The organism is Streptomyces sp. NPDC005962 (assembly GCF_040629205.1).
In the GTDB taxonomy this organism is placed as follows: domain Bacteria; phylum Actinomycetota; class Actinomycetes; order Streptomycetales; family Streptomycetaceae; genus Streptomyces.
In genome coordinates this window covers 395,018-407,420 of the sequence record NZ_JBEXVE010000003.1, presented here as the reverse complement: position 1 = coordinate 407,420, position 12,403 = coordinate 395,018, and the positions used below count along the sequence as shown (strand labels likewise).

At 70.2% G+C, this 12,403-nt stretch carries 11 protein-coding genes; 8 read left to right on the top strand and 3 right to left on the bottom strand.

From position 1 onward, the window contains the following. Positions 1-89: 89 nt before the first annotated feature. Entirely contained in the window at positions 90-1,400 is a 1,311-nt protein-coding gene (locus ABZ370_RS08030; RefSeq protein WP_358618045.1) for an extracellular solute-binding protein, read from the top strand. Then, the gene (locus tag ABZ370_RS08025) at positions 1,400-2,311 is read left to right on the top strand and encodes a sugar ABC transporter permease (protein ID WP_358618042.1); all 912 of its coding nucleotides are present in this window, start codon (positions 1,400-1,402) and stop codon (positions 2,309-2,311) included. Before ABZ370_RS08030 ends, ABZ370_RS08025 begins: the two co-directional genes overlap by 1 nt. 34 nt (positions 2,312-2,345) lie before the next feature. Here ABZ370_RS08025 and ABZ370_RS08020 read toward each other — a convergent pair whose 3' ends face one another. After that, the gene (locus ABZ370_RS08020) at positions 2,346-3,551 is read right to left on the bottom strand and encodes a transposase (protein ID WP_358618039.1); all 1,206 of its coding nucleotides are present in this window, start codon (positions 3,549-3,551) and stop codon (positions 2,346-2,348) included. A 272-nt stretch (positions 3,552-3,823) separates the two neighbouring features. On the opposite strand from ABZ370_RS08020, the gene ABZ370_RS08015 reads away from it, so the two are divergent. Further along, complete coding sequence (locus ABZ370_RS08015) at positions 3,824-4,639, top strand: carbohydrate ABC transporter permease (protein WP_358618359.1); 816 nt, start codon at positions 3,824-3,826, stop codon at positions 4,637-4,639. A gap of 42 nt (positions 4,640-4,681) precedes the next feature. Beyond that, positions 4,682-7,039, top strand: coding sequence for a glycoside hydrolase family 3 N-terminal domain-containing protein (locus tag ABZ370_RS08010; RefSeq protein ID WP_358618036.1), 2,358 nt, complete (start codon positions 4,682-4,684; stop codon positions 7,037-7,039). A 28-nt stretch (positions 7,040-7,067) separates the two neighbouring features. On the opposite strand, the gene ABZ370_RS08005 is transcribed toward ABZ370_RS08010, so the two are convergent. Next, positions 7,068-7,670 (bottom strand): response regulator transcription factor, encoded by a 603-nt coding sequence (locus ABZ370_RS08005; RefSeq protein ID WP_358618034.1) that lies wholly within the window; start codon positions 7,668-7,670, stop codon positions 7,068-7,070. Further along, positions 7,667-8,845, bottom strand: coding sequence for a histidine kinase (locus ABZ370_RS08000; protein WP_358618031.1), 1,179 nt, complete (start codon positions 8,843-8,845; stop codon positions 7,667-7,669). Before ABZ370_RS08000 ends, ABZ370_RS08005 begins: the two co-directional genes overlap by 4 nt. A 164-nt stretch (positions 8,846-9,009) precedes the next feature. On the opposite strand from ABZ370_RS08000, the gene ABZ370_RS07995 reads away from it, so the two are divergent. The 4 genes from ABZ370_RS07995 (at position 9,010) to ABZ370_RS07980 (ending at position 12,371) form a co-directional block, all read left to right on the top strand. Beyond that, positions 9,010-9,894, top strand: a complete 885-nt coding sequence (locus ABZ370_RS07995; RefSeq protein ID WP_358618029.1) for an ABC transporter ATP-binding protein — start codon at positions 9,010-9,012, stop codon at positions 9,892-9,894. Between the two features lie 56 nt (positions 9,895-9,950). Beyond that, entirely contained in the window at positions 9,951-10,670 is a 720-nt protein-coding gene (locus ABZ370_RS07990; RefSeq protein ID WP_358618027.1) for an ABC transporter permease, read from the top strand. After that, a complete protein-coding gene (locus tag ABZ370_RS07985) occupies positions 10,667-11,323 on the top strand; it encodes a GPP34 family phosphoprotein (RefSeq protein WP_358618024.1) in 657 nt (218 codons plus the stop codon). The genes ABZ370_RS07990 and ABZ370_RS07985 overlap by 4 nt, the downstream gene beginning before the upstream one ends. Before the next feature lie 115 nt (positions 11,324-11,438). Next, complete coding sequence (locus ABZ370_RS07980) at positions 11,439-12,371, top strand: oxidoreductase (RefSeq protein WP_358618022.1); 933 nt, start codon at positions 11,439-11,441, stop codon at positions 12,369-12,371. The last annotated feature ends 32 nt before the right edge of the window (positions 12,372-12,403 follow it).

Genomic DNA, 12,403 nt, shown 5'->3' with positions numbered 1-12,403 from the left:
TGCCCGAAGTATTGACACCGCATCAGGCCGCCCATACCGTCCACGCAACCGCTTCCGAGAATTATCGGGCTACTTCCGGAAGGCACGTGATGCGCATACCTCGGTCAAGGTCATCCCTCCGTGCGACGGGCCTCGCGGCGGCAGCCGCGCTCGTGGTGGGGGGAACGCTCAGCGGCTGCGGAAGCAGTGGGCCCGGTGGGTCGGGTAAGGGGGACATCAGCGTCTGGGTCTACCAGGACCCCTCGACCAAGGTGCAGCGCCAGGTCGTCGAGCGGTTCAACAAGACCTCGAAGGTGAAGGTCAAGCTCACCCAGGTGCCCGGCGACGGCTACTCGGACAAGCTGCGCACCTCCATGGGCACGCCCAACGCCCCCGACGTGTTCTTCAACTGGGGCGGCGGCAGCATCAGCGAGTTCGTCGAGAAGGACATGCTGCTCGACCTCGGACCCGCGATGAAGAAGGACCCGTCGCTGCGGAAGGGGTTCATCCCCTCGATCCTCGACGCGGGCGGCATCAACGGCAAGCGTTACGGCATCCCGATGCGCGGCATGCAGCCGGTGATCCTCTTCTACAACAAGGACGTGTTCAAGAAGGCGGGGGCCCAGCCCCCGAAGTCGTGGAACGACATCATCAAGCTCATCGGGACCTTCAAGGGCAAGGGCATCACCCCGTTCGTCGTGGCCGGTACCGACCCCTGGACCGAGCTGATGTGGGTGGAGTACCTGGTGGACCGCTACGGCGGCGCCGGGGTGTTCAAGAAGATCCAGAGCGAGGGCAAGGACGCGTGGGGCGACCCGGCGGTGCTGAAGACGGCGCGGACCATCAAGGACCTGGTGGACCGCGGAGCGTTCGGCAAGAACTACAAGTCGGTCAACTACACGGCGGACGGCGCGTCCACGTACTTCGCCAAGGGCAAGGCCGCGATGCATCTGATGGGCAGCTGGGAGTACGCCAACCAGAAGGCCAATCAGCCCGCGTTCGCCAAGTCGGGCCTCGGCTGGACCACCTTCCCGGCCGTCCCGGGCGGCACCGGTGACCCCAAGAACGTGGTCGGCAACCCGACCAACTACTGGTCGATCAGCGGAAAGCTGAAGGGCGAGAAGCAGCGGGCGGCGATCGACTTCGTCAAGTTCGCGGCCAAGCAGGACTACGCCAAGGCGCTGATCGCCAACGGCGACGTCCCCACGACCTCCGACGCGTCCGCGCTGCTGAACGGGCACGAGAACCCCACGTACGCCAAGTTCCAGTACGACATCGTGCGCGACGCCCCGGACTTCACGCTCTCCTGGGACCAGGCGCTGCCCGCCAAGTACACGCCGCCCCTGCACACCAACGTCCAGAAGCTGTTCAACGGACAGCTCAGCCCGACCGCGTTCGTCGATGCCCTGAAGGGCATGTGATGGCGGACGCCGCCACGAGACACACGAGACACAGACGCGTGGGGCGGCCCAGCGCCGTCTGGGCCCTGCCCGGCGCCCTGTTCTTCGTGTTCTTCGCCGTCGCCCCCATGATCCTCGTCGGCGCGCTGGCCTTCACCGACTGGGACGGCATCGGCACCCCGCGGTGGACCGGTCTGAGCAACTGGACCCGGCTGTGGGACGACCCCGACACCCACCAGGCGATCCGGCTCAGCCTGGTCCTCACCGCACTGACCTGGCTGGTCCAGACCCCGCTGGCGCTGCTGCTCGGGGTCTGGGCGGCCGGGCGGCAGCGCAACCGGGCCGTGCTGTCGGCGATCTTCTTCCTGCCGCTGCTGGGGTCGTCCGTCGCGCTCGCGCTGGTCTGGAAGTCGCTGCTGGACCCGAACTTCGGCCTGATCGCCGACATCGGCCCGGCCCTCGGGTTCGCGGACGGCGATCTGCTGGGCAGCTCGACGGGCGCGTTCGGCGCGGTCCTCTTCGTCACCGCGTGGCAGTTCATCCCGCTGCACACGCTGCTCTACCAGGGCGGCGCCCGGGCCGTGCCGCGCTCGCTCTACGACGCGGCGGCGATCGACGGCGCCGGCACCGTACGCCAGTTCTTCTCGATCACCCTCCCGCAGCTGCGGAACACCATCGTCACCTCGTCGGTGCTCATGGTGGTGGGCGCGCTGACCTTCTTCGACACCGTCCTGATCCTCACCAAGGGCGGTCCCGGCACCGACACCACGATCATGCCGTACCTGATGTACAAGAACGGCTTCCAGGCGTTCGACCTCGGCTACGCCGCCGCCGTCGCGACCATCCTGGTCGTCGTCGCCACCACCGTCTCCCTGCTGCTGGTACGGCTCACCGGCTTCACCGCGATGCGCAGCACCCGGGAGGGGGTTTGACTGCTCTCCCACCCGAAGGCGGGAGATTCCTGGCTCAGGCCGCCTCCCGGACCGGCGGCCCGGGAGGTCTTACGCCCTCGACACCAGCCGGGTCCAGACCAGCCCGGACGAGCATCACACGGGCGGAATTCTTGTCCCTGGGGGATACAACTCCGCACGCGACGCAGGTGTAGGTACGTTCCGAAAGAGGTAGCGCGTGCTTGGTTCTCGCTCCGCACCGCGCACAGTCCATGGTGGTGTACGCAGGGCACACAAGACGGATATCCCGCCCGTGCTTGCGCCCCATCTCGATCAGGGCCGCCTTCGTGGCACCGATGGCGGCATCCGCCGCCTTACGCGCCATCGACGTCCTGGCCAGGAACTTCGGCCGGAAGTCCTCCACCGCCACCACGTCATGATCACGGACCACCTTCTTGGCCCATTTTCGTGCGGTGTCCTGCCGCTGCCGGGCGATCTTCTTGTGCAGCTTGGCCGCCTGCCGCTTGGCGGTGCGGTAGCCCTTCGACTGTGGCGTGCCCTTCGGCGCGCGGCGACGGGCCATCATCCGCTGGTACCGGCCCAGCTTCGCCGCGGCCTTCCGACCATGTTCGGCGTGGGGAAGGTCGTGGGCGCCGGAGGTGGTGGTGGCGGTCTCACGTACGCCCCAGTCCACACCCAACACCAGACCGGTCCCGGGGAACGGCTCGACCTGGGCGGGGACGACGAACGACGCGTACCAATGACCGAGGCTGTCCCGGTAGACGCGCACGCTGGACGGGTCGGCCGGAAGCATGCGCGACCACACCACCCTCACCACAATGCCCCCCGCCAAGTGCAAGCGCCCGTCCTTCAGGCGGAAGCCACGCCGGGTGTAGTTCAGGGTCGCAGCCGCGTCCCGCTTCCTCTTCCAGCGGGGCATCCTCGCCCGCCGATGCATGGGCAGCCGGTCCTTGATGTCCTTCAGCGCCTTCGCACGGGACGTGCCGAAGTCACGAATGAGCTGCTGCTGAGGAACCGAAGAGCCCTCCCGCAGCCAGGGAGTGACACGGCGGGCCTCGGTCAGCATCTTGTCCAGCGCGGCCGGACCGCACCTCTCCCCACTCCTGTGGGCCTTCTTCGAGCGAGCAACACACTCGTTCCACACCCACCGACACCGACCCCACTCCGCCTCAAGCGCCGCCCGGGCACCGGCGGACACACGAAGCCGGAAGGTCCACCGGGCATACCCGGTGTCCTCGCTGGCCCTCGCTTCTGTCGTCACGATCGCCAATCTAAACGGGAGGTACGACAGTTGAGCGTTCCCACCCTGTCTAGCCTGCCCCGGCACGGTGCGACATGGACGCCGAAGCGCTCTCACAGCAATTCGGCTATCCCTGCCCCGCTCTGCGGGAGTCCGAATCGTCCCCGGCCTGAAGGCCGGGGCACCCTCGGAGGAATCAGGTGACCGACACCCTGCACCGGCACCCCACGGACGGCGTCCATACGCCGAAGAGGACTCCGGCGGCGGCACACCCCCGCCCCCGCCGCCGGGGTCTGCCCCGCGCGAACTACCCCGCCGGGCTCGGCTCGCTCCTCTGGCTGGGCATCGTCGGGCTGCCGCTGTACGTGCTGGTCGCGGCCACTTTCCAGACCCGTAACGGCTATATCGACGACGGCCCGCTGGCTCTGCCCGACCACCCCACGTTCGCCAACTACCGGCGGGTGCTGAACTCCGGCTTCCTCCACTACCTCCTCAACACCGCGCTGGTCACGGCCGTGTGCGCGGCGCTGGTGATCGTGCTGTCGGTGACCGTCGGCTACAGCGTCGTCCGCACCCGCAGCCGCGGCTCCCGCCGCGTCTTCCAGATCTTCCTGCTCGGGCTGGCGATCCCCTCCCAAGCGGTGATCATCCCGATCTATCTGGTGATCACCAAGCTGCATCTGTACGACACCCTCCTCGCCGTCATCCTGCCGACGGCCGCGTTCTCGCTCCCGGTCAGCGTGCTGATCCTGGTCGGCACGATGCGCGACATCGACGAGGAGCTGTACGAGTCGATGGCGCTGGACGGTGCGAGCCCGACCCGGGTGCTGCTCCAGCTGGTCGTACCGCTGTCCCGGTCGGGGATCTCCACGGTCGGGGTGATGTCCGCGCTGCACGCCTGGAACGGGTTCCTCTTCCCGCTGATCCTCACCCAGTCCAAGAGCAACCGGCTGCTGACACTGGGCCTGTACGACTACGTCGGCGAGTTCCGGGTGGACACCCCGGCGCTGCTCACCGCGGTGGTGCTGTCCATCGTCCCGATCTTCCTCGTGTATCTGTTCGCGCGGCGCCAGCTGATCAACGGTCTGATGGGCATGGGCGGCAAGTAAGCCGCACGCCCCGGTACTACGCCGCTCACCACAAGGAGCTTCATGCCTCACCCCTGGCAGGACACCTCCCTCCCCGCCGAGGACCGCGCGGACGAGCTGATCGCCCTCATGACGCTGGAGGAGAAGCTCGCCCAGCTGTACAGCGTGTGGCCGAATTCGGAGAGCGAGGAGGGCGAGGACGTCGCCCCGCTCCAGCACGAGGTGGCGGAGGCCGTGGACCTCGACGGCCTCCTCCCGCACGGCCTCGGCCAGCTGACCCGCCCCTTCGGCACCGCCCCCGTCGACCCCGCCGAGGGCGCCGCCGCGCTCGCCCGCACCCAGGCCCGTATCGCCGCGTCGAACCGCTTCGGGATTCCGGCGCTCGTCCACGAGGAGTGCCTGACCGGGTTCACCGCCTGGCGCGCCACCGTCTTCCCCACCCCGCTCGCCTGGGGCGCGTCGTTCGATCCGGCGCTGGTGGAGCGGGCGGCCGGGCAGATCGGCGGCTCGATGCGGTCGGTCGGCGTCCACCAAGGCCTCTCGCCGGTGCTGGACGTGGTGCGGGACGCGCGCTGGGGGCGTACGGAGGAGTCGATCGGCGAGGACCCGTACCTGGTCGCGACCGTCGGCACCGCGTACGTCCGCGGCCTCGAATCGGCCGGGATCATCGCCACGCTCAAGCACTTCGCGGGCTACTCGGCCTCGCGCGGCGCCCGTAACCACGCGCCCGTCTCGATCGGCCCGCGGGAGCTGGCGGAGATGATCCTGCCGCCGTTCGAGATGGCGCTGCGGGACGGCGGGGCCCGCTCCGTGATGCACTCCTACAACGACCTCGACGGCGTCCCCTCCGCCGCCAACCCATGGCTGCTGACCGAACTGCTGCGGGAGCGGTGGGGCTTCACCGGCACCGTCGTCGCCGACTACTTCGGCATCTCCTTCCTGGAGCTGGCCCACCGCGTGGCCGACTCCCCCGCGCGCGCCGCCGCCCTGGCGCTGGCGGCGGGCGTGGACGTCGAGCTCCCCGCCGTCCGCTGCTACGGCACCCCGCTGCGGGACGCCGTACGGGCCGGGGAGGTGCCGGAGGAGCTGGTCGACCGGGCGGTACGCCGGGTGCTGCGACAGAAGTGCGACCTGGGGCTGCTGGACCCGGACTGGTCCCCGCGCGCTCCACAGCGTATCGACCTCGACCCGCCCGCGATGCGGGCCGTCGCGCGGCAGCTGGCCGAGGAGTCCGTGGTGCTGCTCGCCAACGACGGCGATGTGCTGCCGCTGGCGCCCACCGCCCGCGTCGCCGTCGTCGGACCGCTCGCCGACGACCCCGCCGCCATGCTCGGCTGCTACACCTTCCCCCGCCACGTCGGCATCGAACACCCCGGCCTGCCCATGGGCGTCGAGGTGCCCACGCTGCTCGCCGCGCTCCGTGCCGAGCTGCCCGGCGCCCGGATCTCTCACGCCGAGGGGTGCGCCGCGCCCGGCCCGGCGCCCACCGCCCCGGCCGGTTCCGGTTCGGCGGGGGCGGCGGCGCTCACCGCCGAGAGCCGTCTGGCGCAGGCGGCGCGGATGGCGGCGGACGCCGAGGTGTGCGTGGCCGTGCTCGGCGACCGCTCCGGGCTCTTCGGCCGGGGCACCTCGGGCGAGGGGTGCGACGCCGCCGACCTCGAACTCCCCGGCGACCAGGGCGCGTTGCTCGACACCCTGCTGGCCACCGGTACGCCCGTGGTGCTGGTGCTGCTCACCGGCCGCCCGTACGCCCTCGGCCGCTGGGCGGGGCTGCTGTCCGCCGCCGTGCAGGCGTTCTTCCCCGGCGAGGAGGGCGGTCCGGCGGTGGCCGGGGTGCTGGGCGGGCGCGTCGGCCCGTCCGGGCGGCTGCCGGTGAGCGTGCCGTACGCGCCCGGCGGCCAGCCCTGGACGTATCTACAGCCCCCGCTGGGCCTGCGCGGCGAGGCCAGCACCGTCGACCCGACCCCGCTGTTCCCCTTCGGCCACGGGCTGACGTACACCTCGTTCGCCTGGGAGCGGCCGGAGGCCGATGCCGCCGAGGTGCCGACCGACGGCGAGACGACGGTACGGCTGACCGTCCGCAACACCGGCGACCGGCCCGGGACCGAGGTCGTGCAGCTGTATCTGCACGACCCGGTGGCCCGCACCGCCCGCCCGGTGGTGCGGCTGGTCGGCTACACCCGGGTGCCGCTCGGCCCGGGCGAGTCGGCCGAGGTGCACTTCACCTTCCACGCCGACCTCGCCGCGTACCCGGCGGACCAGGACGGCACCCGGATCGTGGAACCGGGCGCGCTGGAGCTGCGGTTGGCGTCCTCCAGCGCCGACGCCGACGTACGCCACACCGTCCCGCTGACCCTGACCGGGCCCGAGCGCCGGGTGGACCACCGGCGGCGGCTGGTGTGCGAGGCGCGCGTGAAGTGACCGTGGCACGCGGCACCCGCCACAACTCCTAGAGCCAGTCGTGTTCCCGCGCGTAGCGCGCCGCCTCGTGCCGGGTCCGGGTCTGGGTCTTGCGCATGGCGTTCGAGAGGTAGTTGCGTACGGTGCCCTGCGCCAGGTGGAGGCGGGTGGCGATGTCGGCGACGGAGTACCCGTCGCCGGTCACCCGCAGGACGTCGATCTCCCGGTCGGTGAGGGGGCAGTCGTCGACGACGGCGAGCGCGGAGACATCCGGGTCGATCCAGCGCTTGCCCTCGTGCAGGGTGGTGATGACCGCCGTGATGTGCGCGGGCTCCGCCGACTTGCTGACGAAGCCCTGGACGCCGAGTCTCAGGGCCTTGCGGAGCACCCCGGGCCGGGCATGCCGGGTCAGCATGAGGACCACTTGCTCCGGCCGCGTACGGCGGATCTCCGCGACGGCGCCGAGGCCGTCCACACCGGGCATCTCCAGGTCGATGACGAGCACGTCGGGCCGGTGGCGCAGGGTGGCCAGGACGGCCGACGCGCCGTCCTGTGCTTCGGCGAGCACGGTGATCTCGCCTTCGAGGGTCAGCAGCGAGGCCAGCGCCCGGCGGAGCAGGGCCTCGTCGTCGGCGAGCACCACGCTGGTCATCGGCCGTCCTCCCGCGCCGCGGAGGGCGCCGTCGCCGCCGTCGCCGTCGCCGGGGGAAGGGAGGGGAAGGCGGCGGCCGTGAGGAAGCGCCCGTCCGTTTGCTCCACCGTCAGCTCGCCTCCGTTGTCGCCCACGCGTTCCTTGAGATTGGCCAGTCCGCCGAGCGCTGGCAGGGGCGCGTCCCCGGCGCCGTCGTTGACGATGGTGATGCCCCGCTCCGAGAGGGTGATCCGCACCCGGGTGGCTTCCGCGTGGCGCAGGATGTTGGTCGTCGTCTCGCGGAGGACCTGGCCGAGCAGCCCGTTGACCCGCTCGTCGACGTCGGCCTCCCGGTTGACGCGCACCCGGATGCCCGCGGCCTCGAAGAGGTTCTTCGCGTTCTCCAGCTCCACGGACAGATTGAGCCGCCGCTGTGCGTAGGCGAGTTCCCTGGTCTGGGTGAGGGTGTCGCCGACCAGTGCGTGCACCTCCCGCAGCTCCTCCTCCGCGCGCCCGATGTCCCTGCGCATCAGCTTCTCGGCCAGCGTGATCTTCAGCTTCACCACATGCAGGGTGTGCCCCTGGATGTCGTGCAGATCGCTGGCGAACCGTATGCGTTCCCGGACGACGGCCAGCTCCGCTTCGCGTTCCCGTGATTGATCCAGCTCCTCGACGAGGTCGTAGAAGACCTGGCCGGCGAACATGCTGCCGGTCACCAGCACCATGACACCTGTCGGGACGAGGACGTAGATGATCAGGATGTCGGACACCGGAGCCGATGACACCAACAGCCTGGCCGAGCCCGCCACGGTGACGAAGACGACCAGCCCGACGGCGGCCACGACACGGTGGCGCGGCAGTTTGGGGGCGTACAGGGAGCCCACGATCGAGATGCCGTAGAACGCCGTATGGCCGCCCACCACCAGCACTCCGGCGATCCACACCAGGGCCGTGACGATCAGGCACGGGAGTACGACCCGGGAAATGCCGGTCCCCGTCCACCGCTGGGAGGCCACCAGCGCCGCGGCCACGCCCAGGCTCAGGATGACCGCCTGCCACCACGTCCGGGCATCGATCACCACCAGCAGTGTCCCTACGGAAGCGCTGACCGCGACCATCGTGGTGACGTTCAGTCTGCGCAGCCGTTCCCACATCTCCGGACGATGCCCGGAATGGCGCGGAGGTCGGGTATCCATGTGCGGCTCTCCGGGATCGAACAGCAGGTCTCTCCCGCAGTATTCTTCCCGTCCCGCGGTGGCACCAGTGACACCGCGTCATGGTCTCACCCCCACGAATGTCATGGCCCGGTGATGACACCACGCCACTGCCGGGCAAGCCCGATGACGGCTGAGATCGGCACATGACCTCGACACCCGTCATCGACGTTGACCATCTGAACCTCAGCTACGGCGACTTCCACGCCGTGAAAGACCTGTCCTTCCAGGTGGCGAGCGGCGAGCTGTACGCACTGCTCGGCACCAACGGGGCCGGCAAGACCTCGACCCTGGAGACCATCGAAGGCCACCGCACGGCCACTTCGGGCACGGTGCGGGTCTTCGGGCAGAGCCCGCGCGACCGGCGCGCCGTGCGGCCCAGGATGGGCATCATGCTGCAGGAGAGCGGCTTCTCCCCGGATCTGACGGTGCGGGAATCGGTCCGGCTGATCGGAAAGCTCTCCGGGCGCCGGGACAGGGCCGAACGCGTGCTCAGCATCGTCGACCTCACGCACAAGGCCACCACCAAGGTGTCCCAGCTCTCCGGCGGTGAGAAGCGGCGTCTGGACTTCGCCACCGCCGTGTACGGGAACCCTGAGCTGATCTTCCTGGACGAGCCCACCACCGGCCTGGACATCCAGTCCCGGGACGCTCTGTGGGACGCCGTGGACAAGCTGCGCGAGGACGGTTCCACCATCGTGCTCACCACGCACTACCTGGAAGAGGCCCAGCAGCGCGCCGACCGCATCGGGCTCATGCACCAGGGCACCTTCCACCAGGAAGGGACCGTCGCCGAGCTGACGCGGACCCTGCCCGCCGTCATCCGCTTCTCCCTTCCGGCCCCCGCCCCGGCGCTACCGCTCCAGGCCACGCGCGAGGCCGGCGGGGCGTTCCTCATCGAGACGCACAGCCTGCAGAAGGACCTGCACACCCTGCTCGGCTGGGCCGACGCCAACGCGATGGAGCTGCGGCAACTCGAAGCCGGGCCGACGCGGCTCGACGACGTCTTCCGCTCCATCGGCAGCGCGTAGCCACCCCACCTCCACCCGGCACATCTCCGGCACATCCCAGGAAAGCGGCCTTCACCATGCTCTCCATCGCTCTCAGCGAGCTGATCCAGATCTTCCGGAACCGGCTGGTTCTGGTCACCAGCTTGTTCATGCCCATAGCGATCAGCGCGTTCTTCGTCTACCGCCACGAGATCTTCGCGGAGGTGGCCAGCCTCGGATACATCGCGGCGGTGGTGATGTTCACCGTGTGCGCGTTCGGGCTCTACACCACCACCGTGACCACGCTGGCCTCGCGCCGCCAGAACCTCTTCCTCAAGCGGCTGCGCTCCACCCCGGCGGACGACGCGGGCATCCTCTCCGGGCTGATGCTCCCGGTCACCGTCATCGCGCTGGTCCAGATGACCGCGATCCTCATCGTGCTGGCCACGGTCGCCGGACAGCCGGACAACGTCCTCCTCCTGGTAGTGGCGGTCCTCTCGACGGTGATCATGATGCTCAGCCTGGGACTGGCCACGGCGGGACTCACGAACTCCCCCGAACACGCCCAGGTGACCACGCTCCCCGTCAGCATCGGCACCATCGCCATCGCCAGCTGGGTGGGAATCAGCGGCACCGAGAAGCTCACCCTGCTCAAGCGGCTCCTCCCCGGCGGCTCCGCCACCGAACTCGTCCTCAACGCCTGGAACGGCGGCGTCCCCGTGGCGGAGTCCCTGCTCCTGCTGCTCCCCACCCTGTGCTGGGTCGCCGTCGCCATCGCGCTCGCCTCCCGCCTCTTCCGCTGGGAACCGCGCCGATGACACACCACACCCTGCCCCAGCGCCTCTACCTGCTCTGCTACAGCGTCGGCAAGGGAAAGTTCGAACTCACCAACCTCCAGGGGCGCGGCCAGCTGCTGCGCGCCGCGGCGCTGACCGAGCTGGCCAGGGACGGGCTCCTCGTCCGCAGGGGAGGGAGGGTCGCGCGGCGCGCCGCCGATCCGCCGAGCGACCCCTTCCTCGCCGAGGTGTGGCGTGATCTGCCCACGGGGAAGCCGAAGAGCTGGCTCCCGCTCGTGCACAACAAGGCCCATACGGCGGAGACGCCCATCCGCCGGCAGCTCGCCGCGACGGGCGCGATCACGGTCCGGCACGAGAGATGGCTGGGAACGCTCCCCCACGACCGGGTCACCGTCAACGACCCCGAGCAGGTGCTCACCTGGCAGGAAAAGGTACGTAACGCCGTGCTCCTCGGCCCCGATCCAGCGGTCATTCCGGTGGACGAGCTGACCATGGCCGTGTTCGCGGCCGAGACCGAGGTGACCAGCGTCTTCACCGCACACGAGCGCCGCACCCACAAGCAGGCGCTCAGCACGCTCGCCGCACACTTCGACGAGGCCGTCCCCGGTCTGCGCAAGGCGCTGCGCGACTCCTACCTGTCGGACCGGGCCGTGGGCGCCGGCTGGAGCACCTGAGCACCGGTCCGCACACCTCGCCCCTCGCACACTCGCACCCTCGCGGCCCCCCGCCTACGCTGTCGCCGGAAAGGTTGGCTACCGGCGCGTAACGCAGACCCCGAAGGAGCGCGTGATGAAGGGCTGGACCGCGAGCGACATCCCCGATCAGACCGGCCGCACCGCCGTCGTGACCGGGGCCAACAGCGGCCTCGGCTACGTCACCGCCCGCGAACTGGCCCGGCGCGGCGCCCACGTGGTGCTGGCCTGCCGGGACGCGGGGCGCGGCAAGGACGCCGAGGAGCGCGTCCGGGCGCAGGTCCCGGGCGCGGCGGTCCGGGTGGCGCCGCTGGATCTGGCCGACCTGACATCCGTACGGGCCTTCGCCGCCGACCTCCCGGGTGACCGGCTCGATCTGCTGATCAACAACGCGGGCGTGATGGCCCTCCCCTACCGCAGGACCGCCGACGGCTTCGAGACACAGTTCGGCGTCAACCACCTCGGCCACTTCGCGCTCACCGGACTGCTGCTGCCGAAGCTGCTGGCGGCCGGGGTGGGCGCCCGGGTGGTCACCATGTCCAGCTTCATGCACCTGCTGGGCACGGTCGATCCGGCCGACCTCTCCATGCAGCGCAAGTACCGCCGCTGGGCCGCGTACGCCCGCTCGAAGTCCGCCAACCTCCTCTTCACCCACGAACTGGCCCACCGGCTGCGCACCGCGAACGCCCCCTTGGTGGCGGCCGCCGCGCACCCCGGTTACGCCGCGACCAACCTCATGTCCGCCGCCCCGAAGATGGAGGGCCGCCGGGCCGCCGAACGCTTCATGGCCATCGGCAACCGCTTCTTCGCCCAGACCCCGGACCGGGGCGCCCTCCCCATCCTCTACGCGGCCACCGCGCCCGACGTCCGCCAGGACGACTACTTCGGCCCACCCCTCCAGGGCCTCCTCCCCGGCTCCCCCACCCGCGCGACCCGCGCCAAGTGGACCCTGAGCGACAAGGCGTCCCGACAGCTGTGGGCGGCCTCGGAACAGCTGACGGGCGTGCGGTACCCAGGCCTCGGGCACTGATCGGGTAATGTGGCCGTCACTCGTACGCACCA